The 21,917-nt window shown below is 61.6% G+C and carries 19 protein-coding genes; 14 read left to right on the forward strand and 5 right to left on the reverse strand.

The features are described 5' to 3' along the window. Positions 1-142 precede the first annotated feature (142 nt). From OLZ32_RS30170 to OLZ32_RS30210, 9 genes are all read left to right on the forward strand, one after another. Positions 143-1,123 carry an SDR family oxidoreductase gene (locus OLZ32_RS30170; protein WP_264399954.1) on the forward strand — a complete coding sequence of 327 codons (981 nt, stop codon included), beginning with the start codon at positions 143-145 and terminating at the stop codon, positions 1,121-1,123. A 105-nt stretch (positions 1,124-1,228) separates the two neighbouring features. Further along, positions 1,229-2,302, forward strand: coding sequence for a helix-turn-helix domain-containing protein (locus OLZ32_RS30175; protein ID WP_264399955.1), 1,074 nt, complete (start codon positions 1,229-1,231; stop codon positions 2,300-2,302). Between the two features lie 162 nt (positions 2,303-2,464). Continuing rightward, the gene (locus tag OLZ32_RS30180) at positions 2,465-3,697 is read left to right on the forward strand and encodes an efflux RND transporter periplasmic adaptor subunit (RefSeq protein WP_264399968.1); all 1,233 of its coding nucleotides are present in this window, start codon (positions 2,465-2,467) and stop codon (positions 3,695-3,697) included. Then, the gene (locus tag OLZ32_RS30185; RefSeq protein ID WP_264399956.1) at positions 3,694-4,398 is read left to right on the forward strand and encodes an ABC transporter ATP-binding protein; all 705 of its coding nucleotides are present in this window, start codon (positions 3,694-3,696) and stop codon (positions 4,396-4,398) included. Before OLZ32_RS30180 ends, OLZ32_RS30185 begins: the two co-directional genes overlap by 4 nt. Beyond that, the gene (locus OLZ32_RS30190; RefSeq protein WP_264399957.1) at positions 4,395-5,534 is read left to right on the forward strand and encodes an ABC transporter permease; all 1,140 of its coding nucleotides are present in this window, start codon (positions 4,395-4,397) and stop codon (positions 5,532-5,534) included. Before OLZ32_RS30185 ends, OLZ32_RS30190 begins: the two co-directional genes overlap by 4 nt. A gap of 4 nt (positions 5,535-5,538) precedes the next feature. Further along, complete coding sequence (locus OLZ32_RS30195) at positions 5,539-6,741, forward strand: ABC transporter permease (RefSeq protein ID WP_264399958.1); 1,203 nt, start codon at positions 5,539-5,541, stop codon at positions 6,739-6,741. A gap of 123 nt (positions 6,742-6,864) precedes the next feature. After that, the gene (locus tag OLZ32_RS30200) at positions 6,865-7,836 is read left to right on the forward strand and encodes a DMT family transporter (RefSeq protein ID WP_222249604.1); all 972 of its coding nucleotides are present in this window, start codon (positions 6,865-6,867) and stop codon (positions 7,834-7,836) included. Positions 7,837-8,358: 522 nt separating this feature from the next. After that, positions 8,359-9,846: a right-handed parallel beta-helix repeat-containing protein gene (locus OLZ32_RS30205; protein WP_264399959.1), complete on the forward strand. Its 1,488-nt coding sequence runs from the start codon at positions 8,359-8,361 to the stop codon at positions 9,844-9,846. A 446-nt stretch (positions 9,847-10,292) separates the two neighbouring features. Continuing rightward, positions 10,293-11,786 (forward strand): right-handed parallel beta-helix repeat-containing protein, encoded by a 1,494-nt coding sequence (locus OLZ32_RS30210; protein ID WP_264399960.1) that lies wholly within the window; start codon positions 10,293-10,295, stop codon positions 11,784-11,786. A 67-nt stretch (positions 11,787-11,853) separates the two neighbouring features. Here the strand turns inward: OLZ32_RS30210 and OLZ32_RS30215 are convergent, their stop codons facing one another. The 3 genes from OLZ32_RS30215 to OLZ32_RS30225 all read right to left on the reverse strand — a co-directional run bounded on the left by OLZ32_RS30215 (position 11,854) and on the right by OLZ32_RS30225 (position 13,732). Next, entirely contained in the window at positions 11,854-12,135 is a 282-nt protein-coding gene (locus OLZ32_RS30215; RefSeq protein ID WP_003540890.1) for a hypothetical protein, read from the reverse strand. A gap of 407 nt (positions 12,136-12,542) precedes the next feature. Then, positions 12,543-13,187: a DUF1109 domain-containing protein gene (locus tag OLZ32_RS30220; RefSeq protein ID WP_264399961.1), complete on the reverse strand. Its 645-nt coding sequence runs from the start codon at positions 13,185-13,187 to the stop codon at positions 12,543-12,545. Then, the gene (locus OLZ32_RS30225) at positions 13,184-13,732 is read right to left on the reverse strand and encodes a sigma-70 family RNA polymerase sigma factor (RefSeq protein WP_264399962.1); all 549 of its coding nucleotides are present in this window, start codon (positions 13,730-13,732) and stop codon (positions 13,184-13,186) included. The genes OLZ32_RS30220 and OLZ32_RS30225 overlap by 4 nt, the downstream gene beginning before the upstream one ends. A gap of 235 nt (positions 13,733-13,967) precedes the next feature. Here OLZ32_RS30225 and OLZ32_RS30230 point away from each other — a divergent pair, with 235 nt between their 5' ends. The 3 genes from OLZ32_RS30230 (at position 13,968) to OLZ32_RS30240 (ending at position 15,939) form a co-directional block, all read left to right on the forward strand. Then, a complete protein-coding gene (locus OLZ32_RS30230; RefSeq protein WP_264399963.1) occupies positions 13,968-14,237 on the forward strand; it encodes a pentapeptide MXKDX repeat protein in 270 nt (89 codons plus the stop codon). 86 nt (positions 14,238-14,323) lie between these two features. Then, positions 14,324-15,166: a cytochrome b/b6 domain-containing protein gene (locus OLZ32_RS30235; RefSeq protein ID WP_264399964.1), complete on the forward strand. Its 843-nt coding sequence runs from the start codon at positions 14,324-14,326 to the stop codon at positions 15,164-15,166. Then, positions 15,163-15,939 (forward strand): molybdopterin-binding protein, encoded by a 777-nt coding sequence (locus OLZ32_RS30240; RefSeq protein ID WP_264399965.1) that lies wholly within the window; start codon positions 15,163-15,165, stop codon positions 15,937-15,939. Before OLZ32_RS30235 ends, OLZ32_RS30240 begins: the two co-directional genes overlap by 4 nt. 100 nt (positions 15,940-16,039) lie before the next feature. Here OLZ32_RS30240 and OLZ32_RS30245 read toward each other — a convergent pair whose 3' ends face one another. Next, on the reverse strand, positions 16,040-16,816 hold the full coding sequence (locus OLZ32_RS30245) for a dioxygenase family protein (protein WP_264399966.1): 777 nt from the start codon (positions 16,814-16,816) through the stop codon (positions 16,040-16,042). A gap of 337 nt (positions 16,817-17,153) precedes the next feature. Here OLZ32_RS30245 and OLZ32_RS30250 point away from each other — a divergent pair, with 337 nt between their 5' ends. Further along, positions 17,154-18,737: a Na+/H+ antiporter gene (locus OLZ32_RS30250; protein ID WP_017988759.1), complete on the forward strand. Its 1,584-nt coding sequence runs from the start codon at positions 17,154-17,156 to the stop codon at positions 18,735-18,737. A gap of 69 nt (positions 18,738-18,806) precedes the next feature. Here OLZ32_RS30250 and OLZ32_RS30255 read toward each other — a convergent pair whose 3' ends face one another. Continuing rightward, on the reverse strand, positions 18,807-20,708 hold the full coding sequence (locus tag OLZ32_RS30255; protein ID WP_017988758.1) for a potassium transporter Kup: 1,902 nt from the start codon (positions 20,706-20,708) through the stop codon (positions 18,807-18,809). A 349-nt stretch (positions 20,709-21,057) separates the two neighbouring features. Here OLZ32_RS30255 and tyrS point away from each other — a divergent pair. Then, positions 21,058-21,917 (forward strand): tyrosine--tRNA ligase (gene tyrS / locus OLZ32_RS30260; protein WP_264399967.1); only part of this gene is annotated, 860 nt, incomplete at its 3' end.

Here is a 21,917-nt window from a genome sequence, read left to right on the forward strand (position 1 = left end):
GAATGCCACCACGTTGGTTTACGGGGACAGGTCGACCCAAACGACGTGAGCCGGTGCAGGTGTTTTGCAGGAGACGACCGATTTCTTTCGCGCTATGAAGACTACCGCATATCCCGCCACATCCGACACCGAGGTCCTTCCCATGGCTTTGAAAATCCTTTTCGTTGGCGGTACCGGCCAGATTTCATATCCATGCGTCGAACGCGCCGTGGTTCAGGGCCACGATGTCAGCGTCTATAACCGCAGCTTGAGAGGCGACCCATTACCTGCGGGGGTTACCTCGATCGTCGGCGATCTCGCGGCACCCGCCTATGCGGACTTGGCCAAGGCCAATTATGACGTCGTGTGCCAGTTCATTGCCTTTACGCCCGATCAAGTCGCGCGTGACATCGATGTGTTTGCCGGGCACTGCGGCCAGTACATCTTCATCTCTTCGGCTTCGGTCTATGAAAAGCCGCCGCGCCATTATGTGATTACCGAGCAGACACCGGCGATCAACCCCTACTGGCGCTATAGCCAGGACAAGATTGCCTGCGAAGCGCTGCTCAAGAATTCCAAGAATCTCGCCTGGACCATCGTCCGCCCCAGTCACACCGTTCGCACCGGCCTGCCGATCATGATGGGCGACAGCGATGTCATGGCGAGACGCATGCTGGACGGCGAGCCCACCATCGTGGCGGGCGATGGCCACACGCCCTGGACACTGACCCGCTCGGTTGATTTCGCGGTGCCCTTTGTCGGGCTTTTCGGCAAGCCGGCGGCGTTGAACGAGATCTTCCACATCACCTCCGACCGCGCCCATATCTGGGACGATATTCAAAAGACGATCGCCAGATTGCTTGATGTCGAGGCCAGGATCGTACACGTGCCGACGGACACCCTGGTCCGGTACAATCCGGAGTGGGTTGGGCCGCTCCGGGGCGACAAGGCATGGTCGGCGATCTTTGACAATTCAAAGGTCAAAAGCGTGGTGGGCGACTTCACCTGCGCCGAGAGCCTTGATGAAATTCTGGCGGAGCCGATCATGCATCTCAAGCAGCGCCTGGCCAAGAACCGCCCGCCAAGGGGCGATCTCGATGCTTTGGTCGATCGGATCTGCGCAGCACAAAGCGCTCTCGGCTAGGCAGCTCGCAGTAGAGCAACTTCACGGCATGCCGCTCACAAAAAATCCCAGCCTAAAACGCGTCCTAAAACATGATGGAGGTCGCGCCGGCTGAGGATCTCGGCAATGATGGCCATCCATTCGCCACTCCGATCCTATCAGGCCATGCTGTTCATTCCGCTTCCTTTCGTCGTTGCCCTGCTGCTGCTCATCCTCTTCGTCACCGTCCTCAGGCGGGACGAGGAGGCGCAGCCCAACCGACCGTTTCTGGCGCTGATCCTGCTCGCGGTGCTGCAATCCGTCCTCTCCGGCCTGCGCTGGGGCTACGGGGTGCAGGCGGTGGGCGTGATCGCGCCTGTCACCGCGGCGATGGTGCCGCCGCTTGCCTATGCCGGGGTTTCCAGGCTGGTGAGGACGAGCCGGCGGCCGCTGCCGACGCGGATTGCGCTGCATGCCGTGCCCGCTGCTGTCATGCTCTTGTTGATGGTGTTCCGGCGGGATGCTATCGATCTCGCGCTGGTGCTTGTTTTCGTCGGTTATGCCCTGGCGATCCTGCTGCTGATGCGGCCGGGCACGGATGCGCTTCGGCTTGCGCCCTTCGAGGGGGCGGTGCCGGCCTATCGGGCGATCATCTTCGCGGCGGCGGCGCTGTGCCTGTCGGCGGCAGTCGATATTTTCGTCTTTTTCGATTTCACATGGGCGCATGGCGAGCATGCGCTGACGCTGATCAGCGTCAGCAATCTCGCTGTCCTCGTCATCCTCGGCATCGCAGCGGCGGCCGCCAGCCGAAGCCGGGCGCCGGTCGAGACGGTGGAGGCGGCGCTGAAGTCCGAAACGACGGAGGATAAGGATACGATCGCCACGGTCGATGCGCTGATGGAGGCAAAAAAACTCTATCGCGATGCCAATCTCAATCTCGACCGGTTGGCCCGCAAGGCCGGCATTCCCGCCCGGCAGATCTCGGCGGCGATCAACCGGGCGATGGACAAGAACGTCTCGCAATATGTCAACGACTACAGGATCGGCGAGGCCTGCCGGCTGCTTATCAGTACGGAGAAATCGGTAACCGAGGTGATGTTCGAGGTCGGCTTCCAGACCAAGTCCAACTTCAACCGCGAATTCCGCCGCGTCACGGATATGACGCCGCTTGCCTGGCGTGAGAGGAAGGGCGGATCCGGTGTCTCTTCGGCTTCGTCCTGAAGTGACGCCTGTCCTCTCTCCAGCCTCATCCTGAGCGCCCCGTAGGGCCCTCGAAGGAGGCTGGCAACCGGGGCTTCATCCACCCAGTCTGCACCCGCGCAATCACCCGCCCTCGTGGTTCGAGACGGCCCTTCGGGCCTCCTCAGCATGAGGGCTGACCGGGTGCCTTGCCGCGCCACGTACACAATCGCGATCGAGGACTGTCAGAAACGCGTTCGAGGTCGCGGTTTTGTTGCCATTGGTCATTCTGGCGGCATGAACATGACATCAGAACATGACCGAGACCTTGCCGCCAAGCTGAGATCGCTTTCGATCGAGCCCGCGGCCTTCAAGACAGAGCCGCCGGATCGTCAGACCCGGCGGTGGGTGATCCGAAGAGCAATGCTGGCCCTCGTCGCGACGGCATTGCTGGCGGTGGCGCTTCTCTATCGGCCCGATACGCTGGAGCGCATCGAGACTGTGCTTGCGGGTCTCATAGGCAAGGACGAGGCCGCAATATCCGTCGATGGAACAGACGTGCCCGCCGCCGGTCCTATCCGGGCTCTGCCCTCCAATAACCCAGCGGACAGAGCATTGCCGTCCCGGGAAGTCACCGGCTCCGGCTACGTCGTGGCACCTGATATCGCCACTGTCTTCTCCAAATATGAGGGCCGGATCGTCGCCGTCGAGGTTGAGGCGGGCGACAGGGTCGTAACAGGCCAGGTGCTGGTGCGGCTCGATGATGCCGGCGCCCGCTTTGCGCTTCAGGGGGCTGAGATCGCCCGGCAATCGGCGGAGCTGGCGCTGACGGCGAAGATGATTGAATTGGCGCAGGCGCGGTCTTCCCTCACGCGCACCGAGCGGCTTGCCGGGCGCGATGCGATGTCGGCGCAGACACTGGAGGAGGCGAAGACGGCGTTCGACACCGCCGAAAATGCCGCCCTGCAGGCACGGCAGGACGTGGCCAAGGCCGATCTCGATATCGACAGGGCGCGCGAGCAGGTGGAGGCGCTGACCGTCCGGGCGCCGATATCAGGCACCGTCACGCGGCTTACCGCACATGTCGGCGACACCGTGCTGTCGCGCGAGGACAGCGTCCGGGAGAATGAAAGCCTGCTTGCGATTGCCGACATGGCAACCATGGTCATCGATGCCGATGTGGCCGAGGCGAATATCGCCTTGATCCGGCCGGGCTTGCGTGGCGAGGCGGTGCTCGACGGCTTTCCCGACCGGCCTTTTGCGGTCGAAGTATCGAAGATCGCGCCGATGATTTCGCGGGAGAAGGGGACGGTGACGCTTCGCCTGTCGCTCTCCTCGCCGCCGCCAGACATGCGCCCCGCCATGGCCGCGCGCATCCGCCTTCTGGTGGGTGAGGCCGGGGATAGCACAGACCATCAGCAAGGAGCAGAGCGATGACCGACACTCAAGAACCCTATATCGCACTTCGCGGCGTCAGGAAGGCATTCAGGATCGGCGCGGAGACGATCCCGATCTTTTCCGGGCTCGACCTTTCCATAGCACGCGGCGATTTCGTCGCCATCATGGGGCCGTCGGGCTCGGGGAAATCGACGCTGCTCAACATGCTCGGTGGTATCGACAGCCCCGACGGAGGGGAGATCGGGATCGGCCGCAGCCATCTCGAGCAGATGGGCGAAGGCGCCAGGGCCGCCTGGCGGGCACACAGCATGGGCATCGTTTTCCAGTTCTACAACCTGCTGCCGATGCTGAATGCGGGCGAGAATATCGAGCTGCCGCTGCTGTTGAAACCGCTCAAGCGCAAGGAGCGGCGGACGCGCGTTGAGACCGTCATGGATCTGGTCGGGCTCTCCGGGCGGCAGCGTCAGTTTCCATCCAGCATGTCCGGCGGGCAGCAGCAACGCGTCGGTATTGCCCGCGCCATCGTCGGCGATCCCGACCTCTTGCTCTGCGACGAACCGACCGGCGATCTCGACCGGAAATCCGCCAATGATATTCTCGAGATGCTGGGCTTTCTCAATCGCGAGCTTCGGAAAACCATCATCATGGTCACGCATGATCCCGAGGCCGCCGCCTTCGCTCGGCGCACGCTGCATCTCAACAAGGGCGAATTCGTCGAGCAGGAAAGGTTGGCCCAATGACCTTCTTCCAGCTGATGCGCCGCAATGCCTGGCGCAAGCCGCTCAGGGCTACGCTTCTGATGTTCTCGGTCGGCGTCGCCTTCCTGATCTATGGGCTGACGGCGAGCTTCCTCAGCGGCTCGCAAGGGGCGGCCGGGGCGAGCGATACGCTGCTCGGCGTCTTCAACAGATCGGGGCGGGCGCAGCCGCTGCCGCTTGCCTATCTCAACAGGATCGCTGCCGATAGCGATGTCGCCGCCGTCGCCTACATGACGCGCATGCGGGGCTTCGTCGATGTCGAGAAGAATGTCGTGATGACGAGCGCGGTCGATCCACGATTGATCGCCGCGGCCAATGGCGACGAGCTCGGGCTGACGCCGCAGCTGATATCAGCGCTGGAAGAGGGCCGTGACCGGGTGCTGGTCGGCCGGGCGCTGGCGGAGGCGCAGGGCTGGTCGGTCGGCCAGCGCATCGGGGTCACCAGCCACCTGACAAGGGAAGACGGCAGCCGCAACTGGAGTTTTGAGATCGCCGGCATCTTCGAGGGGGCCGACGCCAGCACCGACACCTATTTCATGATCGCCCGCTATGATGCCGTCAATGCGGCGCGCGCCCGCGGCAAGGATACAGTCGATGGCTTCGTAGTGCGACGGCGACCGGGCGTTTCATCCGCCGTGCTCGCGGCGCGAATCGACGCGCTGTTCGCCAATTCGGCGGCTCAGACCAGGACGCAATCCGAAAAGCAGTTTCTCGAGGCCTTTCTCCGGCAATTCGCCGATGTCGGCCTGATCGTCAGCCTCGTCGTCGGCGCCGCCTTCGTAACGATCCTGATGATCGCGGTGAACACCATGCTCTTTGCCGTGCGGGAACGCCGCTTCGAAATCGGTGTCATGAAAGTGCTCGGCTTTTCCGGCGGGCGGATCATAGCGCTCATCCTCGGCGAGACGCTGTTCATCTTCGCCGTCGGCGGCGCGGGCGGGCTCATTCTCGCCAAGCTCGCGACGCTTTCGATCGGGCCGGCATTCGGCCTCGTCTTCAGCGCCGAGGTGCTGCTGAAATCCGTCGCGATCATTGCCGGTCTCGGCCTCCTGACCGGGCTGTTGCCCGCCTTCAGCGCCATGCGCCTGCCCATCATCAACGCCTTCAGAACGAGATAGTCGAATGTCATCAGCGCTCAAGCAGATCTTTCTCATGATCAGAGTCAATCTCGGCAGCCTGCCGCGGCGGCTATGGATCTCGCTGTCGATGGTGCTATCGGTGGCGCTCGTGGTGGCGGTGCTTGCGGGTTTTCTCGCCATGGCCAGGGGCTTTGAGGCAGCCCTTCAAGGCGCGGGTTCGACCGGCATCGCCGTCATTCTCGGCGGCGGCACCAATCAGGAGACCGGCTCGGATGTGCCGGCCGAAGCGATCCGCGGCCTGACCGCCGCAACCGGCGGGATCGGCGTGGCGCGGAATGGCGCGGGCGGCCTGGGGCTGTCGCGCGAGATCGTTGTTCCCGTCGATGTCCTCAGGGCAAGCGACGGGGCGGAACAGACACTGTCGTTGCGCGGCATGGACACTACGGGGCCGGGTTTGCGCGGTCGCGTATCGCTCTCCCAAGGGCGGCTGTTTTCGCCGGGCGCCAGCGAGATCGTCGTCGGCGGGCGCATCGCCGATGAATTCTCCGGCTTTGCCGTCGGCGACAAGGTGCGGCTCGGCGCTGTGGACTGGACGGTCGTCGGGCATTTCACCTCCGGCGGCAGCGCCTTCGAATCCGAGATCTGGGCGGATCTGGAGGCAGTGCAATCGGCCTTCGACCGGCAGGGACAGGTGCAGAGCCTGCGCGTGCGTCTCGATGGGGCAGGCGGGTTGCCTGTGTTGCAGGAGCATCTCTCCGCATTTCCCGGTGCGCGGCTCACCGCCGTCTCCGAAGCCGGTCTTTATGCCGCGCAATCTGAACGCACCGCGAGCCTCATCCGCCTGTTCGGCTGGCCGCTGGCGCTTTTGATGGCCGTCGGCGCCACCGCTGGCGCGCTGAATACGATGATGAGCTCGGTCTCCGACCGCACCGTCGAAATCTCAACGCTGCGCCTGCTCGGCTTCGGCCGCCTGCCGGCCTTCACTGCCACCTGGGTCGAGGCCATGGCTCTCTCGATCACCGGCGCCGCCCTCGGCATCCTCGCCTCATGGCTCGCCTTCAACGGCTGGCAGGCCAGCACGATGGGCGCCAACAATACCAAGATGGCCTTCCAGCTCGACGTCACCGCCGACGTCGCGCTCACCGCGGGCTTGCTGGGACTTGCCATCGGCATAATCGGCGGCGCGTTGCCGGCACTTGCGGCGACACGGCTGCCGCTGACCTCGGCTTTGCGGGCGAGAGGGTAGAGGCTGGCTGTCTAAATCTTCCGGGCGGGTCACATCAACACGGCGACCGTCCTGATCGGCCCGAAGGAGACATCCGCGCCGCCTCATCTGTGCAGCCCACGGAAACTGTGGCATAACTCAGCCATGGCAATGAATGTCTTGGCGGTCCATCGCGACACGGTCGGGACGGAACAGGCGGCAGGCAATTCGCTTGCCGCCGCTTATTCCGTGGGCGTTCTCTGCTGGCTGCTGTCGGCCGGCGTCTATATCGCGGCGAAATGGGTTTCTACTGAGATGCCGCCCTGGGCGCTCTGCTTCTGGCGCGTGCTGATCGCCTTCGCGATCCTGATGCCGATCGTGCGCCGGCATTTCGGCGACATGGTCGCGCTGGTGCGGGCTCGCGCCCTCGAACTGCTTGCGATTGGCGGTGTGGGACTGGCGATCTGCCAGGGCATGATTTTCGTCGGCCTCGAACATGCCGATGCCACCACTGCCGGCATCATTATCGCCCTGATCCCGATCATCACCATGATCCTTGCCCGTTTGATGCTGGCCGAGCCGATGGGACGCTGGCAGGTGATCGGATCGATCCTGGCCTTTCTCGGGATCGTGGTCATCATCATCAAGGGCAGTCCGGCCGCGCTGATGCGGCTCGACTTCAACCCGGGTGAACTGTGGATCGTCGCCGGCGCGTTCTGTTTCAGTCTCTATACCGTCCTGCTCCGCCGCGCGAAATTCGATATGAATCGCCTTGCGCTCCTGGTGCTGCTGCTCGGTGCGGCGGTGCTGACGGCGTTGCCCTTCTACCTGTCCGAGCTATTCTCAGACGAACGCTCGACGCTCAACGGCAGCGGGCTCATCGCGCTCGCCTATGTTGCGATCCCTGGCGGGGCGGTCATGTACTACCTCTTCAATCGCAGCATCGAGGCACTGGGCGCGGCTCGAGCGGGCGTCCTCCTCTACATTCAGACCATCTTCATAGCCGTGCTCGCCTATCTGATCCTCGGCGAGCAGTTGCAACGCTATCACCTCGAAGGCGCGGCACTCATCATCGCCGGCTTGCTTCTCATCATCCTGCTGAAGCCGAAGATCAAGGCCGAAGCGGCTACTGCATAATTCCTTAAATCGGGATCGATTTAAGGAATTATGCAGCAATTCAAAGTGCTACAGCGTCCTTTGCGCGTCTGGAAAGACGCGCGGCGCTGTAGGGCCTGAGGTCTCCCCATCGCTGCGACATGGTTGCCGCTAACCTCGGCTTTGAGGGCGAGGGGGTAGGGTTTCACCTTGGAGTGCGCCTTTCGCTTACGCTCAAGGCGTTCGTCGCTGGCGCTCCTCACCCCCTGAGCGCAAGCGAAGGCAAGAATCACATGGCGCACAGCCGGAAGGCGACGTGTGCCTCGCGCAAAGACGCCGCGATTTATTCACCTCGAAGTCGCCGATTTCTCGGCCCAAGTTGTAACTTTGGTCACACCAGACAATTGCCTGTGGAATGAGGCGCGCGAACTCGCCCGCTGCCCCATTGACAACATCTTATCGCCTTCTTGCCGTGGCCGGTTGCCCACCGCCGCATCCGATCGGCCGATCCTGGGCGATTCCGGCGGCGACTTAGCGATCCGACGAACAGGGCAACATGGCGATATGACAGTCTACTATGTGAACTCAGCGACTGGCTCCGACCGCAACGGTGGAACGGGCCAGAACTCGGCTTTTGCGACTTTGTCCAAAGTGGAATCCTTGAAACTGAAACCCGGCGACAGCGTGCTTCTTGCCAAGGGGAGCGTGTTCAACGAGCAGTTCGATATCAAATATTCCGGCAGCGAGAGTGCGCCGATCAAGATCGGCAGTTACGGGACGGGTGCGGCACCCGTCATCCACAGCAGCGGCGACGGTATCCACAGTCTCTATGCCTCGAACATTGTCATCGAGAACCTGAAGATATCGAATATCGGCGGTTCGGGCATTTATGGCGGCAGTGTCACGAATTGGACGGTCCGCGACGTCGAGATCGCCAAGACGGGATTGTCGGAAAACGCAGGCGCCGTCACCTTCCGGAGCAGCAAGAACGTCACGGTCGAAGACAGCAAGATATCGGGCGTCAAAGGCGACGGCTTCTGGATCGAAAAGGTCAACGGCGTCAAGATTCTCAACAACACCGTCACCAGCGCGAACGGTTCGACGGCCGATGCCGTGCAAGTGAACGACAGCAGCAATATTCTGATAAAGGGCAATCATCTCGACCAGACCGACGCCAGCACCCCGAAGGGGGTGATAGCGCTGGTGCGGGCAACGAATGCCGTGGTCGAAGACAATGTGCTCACCGGCGGCGGCTTCGGCATCAGCGCGCCCGCTGGCAAGAACGTCGCCATCCGCGACAACGACATATCCGGATATCACGGTTACAGCTGGTCCTTCGCCGTCGGTCTCGGCGACCAGGGCAATGCGCGGGACTATGATATTTCAGGCAACCATATTCATGACGGCGCATGGGGCGTTGCCGTCAGTGGCCCCAGCGGCGCCAGCTATACGCGCACGAATATCAAGGTCCACGACAACGTCTTCGACGACCTCTCGCAGGCGGCGCTGAAGGTCGACAGGCCAGCATCCGGCTCCTTCTATAACAATACGATCGAGACCGGCACCAAGGCCACCAGCATATCGCCGGCCATTGCCGACGCGCATACCTTCACGGTCAACGGCAACCATACGGTCGCCAATGTCGAGACGGCGCTGGCAAGCCCGGTTGCCAAGACCGCGGCAGTCACGGAGGCCCCCGCGGATCCGGCGGTTGTCGCCGTCCATGACAATTTGAAGATCTTCACCGATACGGGCGACGCCCATCGCGGCAATCTCCTCGAAAACGACAGCTCGGACAACGACACCCTGGTGCTTCGCCGCTTCGGGGATGAAACCGTCGGCAAGCACGGCCTGACGCTGACCGGGGAATACGGCGACATCCACGTGGACCGCGAAGGCAACTATGCCTACACGCTCGATGAAACGAAGCTTCCTGGCCATAGCGGACATGTGAGCGAGTCGTTCAGCTACGGGATCAACGATGGAAGCTCGCATCATAGCGACGGGGATACGCTGACCGTCTTCATCCACCTGGATGGCTTGCTGAGCTGAGGTGAGGGTGGCGGAGGCGTCCTTCCGGGGAGGCGTGGCTCCCCCGGGGAGGCGTTGCTCTCGCCACCACATGGCTCCGCAGCGTCCCTCATCCGGCTGCCGCCGGGTGAGGGTAAGGGGCTGCAATGCGGCCTCAACCTTTCCGGCTTGCGACTGACCTGAAACGGGACATCTACACCTCTGCGACCATACGTCGCCGAGGGAGACGATTACCGTTCATTCACCTTTCGGTCGTTATTTAGTAGATTATCTTCGTATAAGTTGTCATTTCCAGGATACCGCCTCCGCCAGGCGTTCTCGGGACCAAGGCAGGCCCACAGGGTCTGCCGACCGTCGTGAGGGCAATATCGAAGGCCTTTTGACATGGCCTTTAGCCCCGACCGCATCCGATCCACGCGTCGCAGCCGATCCAGACGGCTGCGCGGCAATTCGAGAACAAGGCGAATATGACAATCTATTATGTGAATCCGGCGATAGGCTCCAACGGCAACAGCGGAACGAGCGAGGACACGCCGTTTTCTTCGTTCTGGGCGGTGGAAAACTTGAAACTGCAGCCGGGCGACAGCGTGCTGCTCGCCGCCGGAAGCGTGTTCAACGACCAGCTCGACCTGAAATATTCCGGCACGGTGAGTGCCCCGATCACCATCGGCAGTTACGGTATCGGCGATGCGCCGGTCATCCATAGCCCCAACGATGGCATCCACAGCCTCTATGCATCGAACATCGTCATCGAGAACATCAAGATCTCCGACACCGGCGGCGCGGCCATCTATGGCGGATATGTTTCGAACTGGACGGTCCGCAACGTCGAGGTCGATCACACCGGTCTGGCGGGCAAGTCAGGTTCGATCACCTTCCGGACCGGCTCGAACATCACCATCGAAAACAGCACGATCAACGACGTGAACGGCGATGGCGTCTGGATCGAAAAAGTCAACGGCGTCAATTTTCTCAACAACACCGTCACCAATGCTCACGGCACGGCGGCAGATGCCGTCCAGATGAACGACAGCAGCAATATCGTGATCAGCGGCAATTATCTCGACCAGACGGGCGCCGCTACGCCGAAGGGCGTCATCGCGCTCGTTCGGCCGGTAAATGCCCTAGTCGAGGACAACGCGATTATCGGTGGCGGCTTCGGGATCGGCGCACAAGCCGGCACCAATGTCGCCATTCACGACAACGATATTTCAGGTTATGGCGGCTACAGCTGGTCCTATGCCATCGGCCTCGGCGACCAGGGCAACACGCGGGACTACGATATATCAGGCAATTACATCCATGACGGCGTATGGGGCGTGGCGATCAGTGCCGCCGGCACGACCAGTTACGTTCGCGAAGATATCAATATTTACGGCAACGTCTTCGACGACTTGTCGCAGGCAGCGCTGAAGGTCGACAGGCCTGCATCGGGCTCCTTCCACGACAATGTCATTGCCAGCGATGTGACGCCCTACAGCATATCGCCTGCCATCATCGCCGCGAACACCTTTCCCGTCAGCAACAACACGACGCTCGACGAAGCCCAGGCGACGTTGCTTGCTAGTAGCGATAGTCTCGCGGTCGGCGATACGACGCACGCGGACACGGCGCCTGCTCTTGTCGCAACCCATGACAGCCTGAAAATCACCTCCGACCTGGACGCCGCCCATTACGGCAATCTCCTCGAAAACGACAGCTCGGCCAATGGAACCCTGCTGCTTCGCCGCTTCGAGGGCGAATTCGTCGATAAGGACGGCGTGACGCTGACCGGCCAATACGGCTCCATCCATGTCGATAGTGACGGCGGTTACACCTATACGGCCGACGCGGCAAAGCTCGCCGGGCTCAGCGGAGACGTGAGCGACACCTTCCACTACAAGATTTCCGACGGGACTTCGCTGCATTTCGACACGGATACGTTGAGCGTCTCCATCCATGTGGATGACCTGCTGGGCTGATAGGGATGCCGGGAGCAAAATGGCGTTGCATTGTCGCGGCGGCAGTCCGCCCAGCACTTGCGAAGTCTCATTGATCGCCGAGCAGGATCCTGATGACGTCGACTTCGATTTCCGCGCAGATGATCTCGTATTCGGTGATGATTGCGGGATCGCCCGATCTATCCCGGCGCAGGCGATCGAGGACGGCGCAGGCTTCGCCGTAGGCGCCGCATAATTCATAAAAATGGGGCTGGCTCGCCGCAACTGCTCTGATCGTTGCCCGCGTCGCAGGCAGCCTCATCATCAGCCTGGCCAGCCCCTGTTCCGCGGCTTGCCGGGTGAGGTGGGCTACGCCTTCTTTCCTGACCATGCCGTCATTCCTCGCTGCCTGTGTTTTCCGATCCAGGGGGGTACGCAATACTCATCCCCCGAGTAGTACGCAGGAATGCTGCATCTGGTTTCATGCCGGATGAAGGATTAGAGCCTTTCCGGGTTAGATTGCAGCATTCTGCCGGAGCAGGTTTTCGTCAGGGCAAAGGCGATTGGCGACGGTCATACCCCTAGGTACGTCCGAGCCGATCGCCTTTGTCCTGGCGGAAATATGCCCGGCCCTTCGGGTTGGCTGAAACGGGCCGGCTGATCGACCGGCCGGCTTGGTCGTAGAGCTGGGCTACGACGCGCGCCGGCCGGTCGACCATCCGACTCCGTTTGAGCCAACAGAATGCTGCAATCTAACCCGGAAAGGCTCTAGTGGCGCAGTGCTGCAAACAGCCGGTGCTACCAGCGCAGCAGGCGGGGGCCGAGCAGTGCGCCGATTGCGCCGGTCAAGAGGATGCCGAGCGAATACCAGAGGGTGACGAAGGGCAGGCCGTTTTCCGTGCAGAACCAGGAATAGACCCAGGCACCGGATGCGCCGGCGGCAATGCCGGCGATGAAGCCTGTGACGCCGAGGTTGCTCGGGGCGCCGCCACGGAGAACCCAGGTATTTGCGATCAGGATCGGCATGGCAAAGGCAAAGATCAGCAGCGGGCAATGCAGGGCGGAGGAGCCGAGCACCAGCACGGGATAGCTTGCAGCCGGCGACAAAGCGAGCTGGATGACCGCCATGACGGCGAGGGCGAGTATGATGGCCGCGGCAATCCCGAAAAAGCGCCCCTCCGAGCCATCCGGCCGGGATAGGCGGTAAACGGCTGCGAAGGCGGCGACTGCAAGCAGGGCATTGTAGGCGGACTTGATCCAGAAGACCGGCAGCATCAGCGCCTGCGCCATATCGGTGCGATGGCCTAGGACGATAAGCATCAGCAGCAGCGAGACTGCCAGAGCAGGCAGGATGGCGAGCGCGAAGCGGCGTTCGAGCGCATGTCTCGGCACCGGCTTCAGATCCCGCACAAGGCTGTCGATCACGTCCTCAGTCTCTCTCACATTCCACCTCGCAATCTTGCCGCCAGCGCCTTGATACCCCTGTGAACGCCGACCTTGACCGCCGATTCCGATTGTCCGGTGCGGCTTGCCGTGTCGGCCACCGACTGCCCCTCGAGCTTGACCTGACGGATCAGATCCTGCTGGCGCTGCGGCAGGCCGTTCAACAGGCGTTCGACATCCATGTGCGCTGAAATCGCATCCTCCCTGAAATCGTCTTCGATATCCTCGTCCAGTTCTATTTCCGCCTTGTACCGGCCGCCATGCTTCCGGTGATGGTCGATCAGCTTGTAGCGGGCAATCGAGAAGAACCACGCGGTGAACGGCCGCTCCCTGTCATAGGTCGCCCGGCGCGAATGCAGCGCCAGCAACGTCTCCTGCACGAGATCTTCCGTGTCGGATTTCGCGGTAGTGCCGATCCGCCCGCCGTAATAACCGACGAGCAGGGTTCGCAACGTCACGAGCAGACGCCGGTAGGCTGCCTCGTCCCCGTCGAGGGAAAGAAGCATCAGCATCTTCAGTGCTTGTTCCGAATGGGCGCTCGTCATGTCGTCTGCAATATCATTCGGGTGGATGACGCTTTGGTTACAGGCAGGTTCAATAAATCTTCCGGCGGCAATTTAAAGTGTACAGCCTCCCTTGCGCGTCTCCAAAAGACACGCGGCGCTGTAGCGCTATCACATAAGAGTGAGGCTGTAACCGCCTTCGCAAGGGGATCGAATTCAGGACTGTGAGCCGTCCGCTGGTGCCGGCGGACATGTCAATCGATCCGAGGAGACTCTCATGATCAAGATCCTTTCCAGCCTTGCCGCCTGCACCTTCGTCATCGGCCTGTCGCTTGCCGGCGCCGCCAGCGCCCAAAGCAGCGATGCCATGAAGAAAGACAGCATGAAGACCGGCACGATGTCGAAGGACGCCATGTCCAAGGATGCGATGTCGAAGGACACAATGGCGACCGGCAGCACCAAGGCCGACCGCATGCACAATGCCGGCATGGAGAAGGACACGATGAAGAAGGACACGATGATGAAGGCCTGCGAGGCGATGAAGTAAGCTCTGGCCGCGGCCGCTGAAACTATTTGGCCGGCGGCCGCGTCCTTTCTCGCGAAGACCTTTCATGTCGATCCGGAGGAACTACAATGGCCACGACCGATGCTGGCATGGCGAGCGGACGTACGCTTTTCTACCGCCATGGCCCGCTGGTGCGCCTGTCGCACTGGGTAAACGTGCTGTGCATGACGGTGCTGCTGTACAGCGGCCTGCAGATATTCAACGCCCATCCGGCGCTCTATTGGGGCCAGTACGGCGCCGACGACGATCCGTCCTTCATTTCCATGGAGGCGGAACAGGAGGGCGATGCGCTGAAGGGCGTGACGCGCTTGGGCGGATTAAGTTTCAACACGACGGGCATTCTCGGGGTTTCGAATGTCGACGGCGAGGCCGCGGTGCGCGGTTTTCCGAACTGGCTGACCTTGCCGAGCTACCAGGATCTGGCATCGGGCCGGCGCTGGCATTTCTTCTTTGCCTGGCTGTTCGTCATCAACGGCTTCATCTATCTCGCCTATGGTTTCGTCAGCCGGCATTTCCGCCGCGATCTGCTGCCGGCGGCCGAAGAGCTGAAGCCTTCGCATCTCGGCCATGAGATCGTCAGTCACGCCCGGCTGCGCTTTCCCAAGGGGGCCGAGGCCCGCCACTATAATACGCTGCAGAAACTCGCCTATGTCGCCGTGATCTTCGTGCTGCTGCCGCTGATGATCGGGACAGGGCTTACCATGTCGCCGGGCTTCAACGCGGTCGCGCCCTGGCTGCTCGATCTGTTCGGCGGCCGGCAATCGGCCCGCACGCTGCATTTCCTGACCGCCTTCTCGCTCGTCGCCTTCGTCGCCGTGCATGTGGCGATGGTGCTGGTCTCGGGCGTGTTCAACAATTTGCGTTCGATGGTCACAGGCTATTACGACATCGGGCAGGGAGGAAAGTCATGAGCCGCATCATCACCAGGCGTCGCTTCCTGATCGGCGCGACCATGACGGCATCGGCGCTGGGGCTTGCCGGCTGCGATGCCCTCGTCGAAAACGATCGGACGAAATCGGTGCTCAAGATCGCCGAAGGCTTCAGCATGAAGACGCAGCGCTTCCTGCTCGGCGACGACGCGCTCGCGCGCGAATTCACCAAAGCCGATATCTCGCCGACCTTCCGCGCCAACGGCACGAGCATGCCTGATAATGCCCGCTATATCGACTGGATGAACCAGCGGTTTTCGAGCTGGAAGCTCAAGGTCGGCGGACTGGTCGACAAGCCGATGCAATTGTCGCTGGCCGAGCTGAAAGCCCTGCCGGCTCGCACGCAGATCACCAGACATGACTGCGTCGAGGGCTGGAGCGCGATCGGCAAATGGACCGGCGTGCCGCTCGGTGCGCTGTTGCAGGCGGCCGGCCTGAAACCCGAAGCCCGCTACATCGTCTTCCACTGCGCCGACGAATACGAAAAGACGCTCGACGGCAGCGGCTGGTATTACGAAAGCATCGATCTCGTCGATGCGTTCCACCCCCAGACGATCCTTGCCTACAGCATGAACGGCCGCGATCTCGAAGTCGCCCATGGCGCGCCGCTCCGGCTCCGGGTCGAGCGCCAGCTTGGCTACAAGCAGGCAAAATACCTGACCGGCATCGAAGCCGTCGCCGATCTCGGCCAGCTCTACGGCGGCAATGGCGGCTTCTGGGAGGATCGCGGTTATGAATGGTATGCGGGCATATAGTGCCCGACCGACATGCCGGCCTTGACGCTTTCCTCGTGTCGGCTTCCACGGCCGGAGAGGTCGTCGTGATCGAGGGTGCGCAACCCCGCCGCTGCCGCGCTCAGGCAGAGAGGCCGATGGTGATGGTGGCGGATAGCACGCCGCTATCGAGCTTTTCGAAATCGAACATGTGGTCGGCCGCATCCTCCGGGATGAGGCCGTCCTCGTCGTTGCGCGTATCGCGGGCAGGGCGCCCGAGATAGTCGGGATGCTCACCATAGATGATATCGCTCAGCACATCGTCGAAATAGATCTGGCTGACGAGAAGCTCCTTGCCCTCGACGAGGATGCGACAGTGAACATGCGGCGTGCGGCCCTTGTACCATCCGGGATAGGCCGTCAAAAAACTTGCCTGCCCCTTGGCATCCGTCAGCTGACGGCCGCGGAAGGCAAGACCGCTGATCGCCTCGGCATCGCCGAAGGTGCACATCTCCGCAGCCTCGCGGCCGGAATAGATGCCGCGGTGATCGGTATGCCAGATCTCGATATCGGCATTTTCGACCGGCCGGCAATCGGCCGCGTGGACGATGCGAACGGCCAACCGCAAAGGCAGCCCGGCCATTCCTTCCGAAACGTCCTGACGGGTCGGGACATTGTTGACATGGCAGGGGCCAAGGGTCTGGGCGACGGTCACAACGCAATTCGGACTGGTACGGAAGAGCGGCTCGGGCAGCTTTTCCAAGGTGACCGACTTTGTGCCGCCGCTTACGAAATCCGTTCCCTTCCAGTCGAATGTTCTGGCGGCAATAGTGACATGCCGCCGCGGCCAGACCGCCACCGCAGCCACGGATGATGCGACAATGGCTGCACCTCCAAGCACAAGGGTTCGCCTCTTCATCTGTCTTCCTCTGTCTCAAGACGCAGGATTTAAGGAGGATGCGAAGGAAATTCCAATTAAATCCAGGCAATGATCGACGGCAACGGGATCATCTGCATCTAATGCCCGCCGAGACGGCAGGTGGGTCCCGAAGCGGCCATTCCTGTTTGCAGGCGGATTGACGGGAAAGCGTATTCTGCTGATGTTAGCCAATGGACGGTTGCTCCGAGGCACCCATTGGGCTCCGGTCGCGTAAAAGATGCTGTAAGGCATTGAATTACTGGATAATTTTATCCTTGAATCGATTCCGCTTTGAAGTAGCTATCCAAAATTCGCTTCCGAGCCGGGGCAGAGGCATATGGAACCAACCCACTTATTCGAACTCGTCATCGCGATGTTTCTTGCGATCATCGCGCTGCACTATGCCGCCCACAGGCTCGGATTGCCGCCGTCCGTCGCGCTGCTGACGGGTGGCGCCTTGCTGGCGTTCGTGCCGGGGTTGCCGGCGATATCAGTCGATCCGGAACTGGTGCTGGTCATCTTCCTGCCGCCGCTCCTGATGGACGGCGCCTGGGCCATCGCGCTGGCGCGGTTGCGGCGCCATATGATCGGCATCGCCTCGCTGGCCGTCGGCGCTGTGTTGTTCACCTGCGCGGTGGTGGCCGTCGTGGCCCATCATATCTTTCCATCGCTTCCCTGGGCCGCCTGCGCGGCCCTTGGCGCGATCGTTGCACCGCCGGACGCGGTCTCGGCGCGCGCCGTGCTCGAGCGCGTCAGGCTGCCGCGGCGGCTGCAGATCCTTTTGGAAGGCGAGAGCCTGCTCAACGATGCGAGCGGCCTGGTTCTTTTCCGTTTTGCCGTTGCCGCCGTCGCAACCGGAGCCTTCAGCGCGGGGGAGGCGGTCGGCAGCTTTTTCGTGCTGGCGCTCGGCGGCGCCGTCGTCGGCGTCGTTGTGGGAACGGCATGGGTCAAGCTCGTCCGGCGTCTCGGTGACGAATATCTGATCATCGCAGCCACGGTGCTGCTTGCCTGGATTTCCTATCTGCTCGGAGAGTTGCTGCATGTTTCCGGCGTCATCGCCACCGTCACTACCGGCCTGATCGCGTCCTGGCACCAGCATACCGTATTTTCAGCCGCAACGCGCATGCGCGGCACGTCGTTCTGGACCGTGATGATCTTCCTGATGGAAGCTTCGGTTTTCACCTTGATCGGCCTCTCGCTGCGGGATGTCGTCGAACGCAGCGGCGGCTTGACCACCGTGATCGCGACGATGGGGCTGCCGATGCTGGCGATCCTCCTCACACTCGTGGTCGCGCGCTTTGCCTGGGTTTTCGCCTCCGATCTTGTCATCAAGTTCTGTGCAGCCCTGGGGGTGACGCGAGCTCAGCCGCTCGGCGCTGGCGGCGCGACGGTTCTCAGCTGGGCAGGCGTGCGCGGCGTGATCACGCTCGCCCTGGCGCTCAGCCTGCCGGAGGGGTTCCCGGGGCGTGACTTCATCCTCGTCACATCTTTCGCCGTCATTCTCGGAACCGTGCTCGTGCAGGGCACGACATTGGGGCGGGTGATTGCCTGGGCGCGGCTGGTGGAGACGGAGACGGAAAGAGCGCGCCTGACCATGAGCCAGGCCGAAGTCGCCATGGCGCAGGCCCAGCTCGGGACCGTGCAAAGCCTGGCCTACGACGCGGAAGGACAACTCATCCACCCGCAATTGCTGGACCGATACCAGCGCAGGGCGACAGTGATCGTCGACTATGCCGAGAGAACGGAGCATTACAAACCGGTGCTCCATGCTCACTTCGACGTCGTTCTCGAGGCGGTTGCCACGGGACGACGGGAACTCATTCGCCTCCATCGCGCTGGCGACATCGACGACGAGACGTTAGACGAGCTGGAACGCGATCTCGATCTCGAGGAGTTGAGCGCGATCTCGGCCAAGGCGTGAGGTTCAGCGCCTTACGCCCTCGATATATCGTCAACGCATTGCGACACGCCGCCGCCGTGGCGTTCTGCCCTAAATGGCGATCTGTTCGCCGAGTTCGACGACGCGGTTGGACGGCAGGTTGAAATAGTCGGACGGATCGATTGCGAAGCCTTCCAGCACCACGAATATGCGCTCCTGCCAGCCGGGCAGCCCGGTATTCGGCGTCCTAACGAGGTTCCTACGGCCGAGATAGAACGACGTCTTCATGATCTCGAACTTGAAGCCGCTTTCCCGGCAGAGAGCTAGCGCCCTGGTGACGTCGGGGTCGTCCATGAAGCCGAAAGTGATGTCGAGGCGCACGAAACGCGGCGAGAGCTGGCTGATCTTGATGCGGCGGCTGTCGGGGACGTAAGGTTCGTCCTCGGTCCAGACGGTCAGGATGACGTTCTGTTCGTGGAGCACGTGGTTGTGTTTCAGATTGTGGAGCAGGACGTTCGGGGTGCGATCCGGGACGCTGGTCAGGAAGACCGCCGTTCCCGGAACGGTGACGGGCGAATGGTCCGACTTTCGCTCGATCGACCTGATGAAGGAATCGAGCGGGATCTCGTTGTTGGCCCGCAGTCTCTTCAGATAGGCCTGGCCTCGGGTCCATGTCCACATCATGATCATGATCGCCAGCGCAAGGGCGACCGGCACCCAGCCGCCATCGTGGATCTTCAAGAGGTTCGCCGCCAGGAACAGGACTTCGATGATGAAGAGCGGCAGCAGCAGGACGGCGGCAACCACCAAGGAGTAGCCCCAGACGGCCCGGAGAAACTGGAAGGCCAGCATGGTCGAGATGACCATGGTTCCGGTCACCGAGATGCCATAGGCCGTCGCCAGCGACTCGGAATCGCCGAAGGAAGAGATCAGCATCAAGACGCCGACCAGCAGCAGAAGATTGACGCTCGGCACGTAGATCTGGCCGGTGTTGGTCTCCGACGTGAACTTGATCCTGAGCCTCGGCAGGAAGCCGAGGTGAACAGCCGAGCGGGCCAGCGAAAATGCGCCTGTGATCACCGCCTGGCTGGCGATGATCGTTGCCATCGTCGCCAGGATAACCACCGGCAGCAAGGCCCAGTCGGGATACATCAGAAAGAACGGATTGGTGGCGGCTTCCGGATGGGCGAGAACCAGCGCGCCTTGGCCGAGATAGTTCAGGAGCAGTGCGGGAAAAACGAGCACGAACCATGCCATCTGGATCGGGTGGCGCCCGAAATGCCCGAGATCGGCATAAAGCGCTTCGGCACCCGTCACCGTCAGAAAGACGGCGCCAAGCACGATGAGGCCGACGCTGCCGGCATGGGCGAGGAACGAGAGTGCGGTGAGCGGATTGAGTGCGGCCAGAATCCTCCAGTCGTCGCCGATATGAATCACGCCGCCTGCCGCCATGGCCAGAAACCACAACACCGTGATCGGCCCGAAAAGCTTGGAAACGGCGGCTGTTCCCCTCGACTGGACGGCAAAGAGAACGATCATGATCGCCGCCGACGCAAGCGGGACGTATTCGGCAAAGGCGGGTGTGATCAATTTCAGGCCTTCGAGCGCCGACATGACCGACAAAGCAGGCGTGATCATCGCGTCGCCGATGAAGAGAGCCGCTCCGATCAGTCCGGCGAAGAAGAGCACCGGCACGTTTCGCCCCATCTTCTTCATCAAAAGGGCGAGAAGTGAAAGCGTGCCGCCTTCGCCGTCATTGTCCGCCCTGAGAAGGAAGAGCACATATTTGAAGGTCACGATGACTGTCAGCGTCCAGACCATCAGCGAAATCAGGCCGATGATTTCCGGCTCGTGTATGCCGTCGGCCGCAAAGGGCCTGAGCGCCTCGCGAAAGGCATAGAGCGGGCTGGTGCCGATATCGCCATAGACGACGCCGACCGCGCCGACGACCAATCCGACAAAGCCCTTCCGGCCGGCGCCATCCCCCGTCTTATCCATATGCGTCGACGTCATGGTTCCCCGCTCATGCCATTTGCCTATGAGCACAAACATATGCCGCATTGCGCAACGGCAAGCAAATTGATGCGGGTGCTAATTTTTTATGAGGGGTGGAGGCGGATATGGGCGCGGGGAGGGTGGTGTTGCGATCCGTTCAAACTTCGTTCGCATCCCCTTGTGATTGCGCTTTCGCATGGTAATAAGGATACATGACCTGCGCCCGGACCCTTTCGAGCTTCTATTATTCGCTGCTCCCATAGAGAGCGGCGCAAAGTCATATTCCTGACACTCGAGACGCCGCACGGTCGGCGGCACGTGTGTCAACAGAAGGTCTCCGGCCTCATCGGCCCAAATGGAGACCCCCGTGAAACTATCCTCTCAGCCTACCGGACCTAGATCCGACTTTCTTCGCACTTTGAGTGAGCGCGGCTTCCTGCATCAATGCACCGACTTAGGAGCACTCGACGGCTGGCTTTGTTCAGGAGCAGGCACCGCCTATAACGGATTTGATCTCACCGCCGACAGCCTGCATGTCGGGCATCTCATTCCGATCATGATGCTCCGGTGGTTCCAGAAGACGGGTAACAAACCCATTGCGTTGCTCGGCGGCGCGACAAGCCGCCTGGGCGATCCGAGCTTCCGCGACACGTCGCGTCCTTTTCTCAGTCAAGAGCAGATCATGAAAAACCTGATCGGCATCCGGCGGGTCTTCGAGCGCTTCCTCGCTTTCGGGGATGGCCCGACCGATGCTGTCATGGTCAATAATGCCGACTGGTTGGGCGGGCTCAACTATCTCGATTTCCTGCGCGATATCGGGCCGCATTTTTCAGTCAACCGGATGCTCACATCGGAGAGCGTGCGCCAACGGTTGGAACGAGAGCAATCGCTGTCATTGCTGGAATTCAACTACATGGTCATGCAAGCCTACGACTTCCATGTGCTCGCAGAAAGCCGCGGCTGCCTGCTTCAACTGGGTGGCTCCGACCAGTGGGGCAATATTGTCAGCGGCGTCGAATTTGGGCGGCGGATCGGTGGACGCACCCTGTTTGGATTGACTGCCCCGCTGCTAACGACGTCATCGGGCGCGAAGATGGGCAAGAGCGTTTCGGGGGCAGTTTGGCTAAACGCCGATCGGCTGTCGCCCTATGAGTTCTGGCAATTCTGGAGAAACACCGGGGATGCCGATGTGGGGCGTTTCCTCAGGTTATTCACCGAGTTGCCCTT

It is taken from the genome of Rhizobium acaciae (assembly GCF_025941625.1).
Lineage (GTDB): Bacteria > Pseudomonadota > Alphaproteobacteria > Rhizobiales > Rhizobiaceae > Rhizobium > Rhizobium acaciae.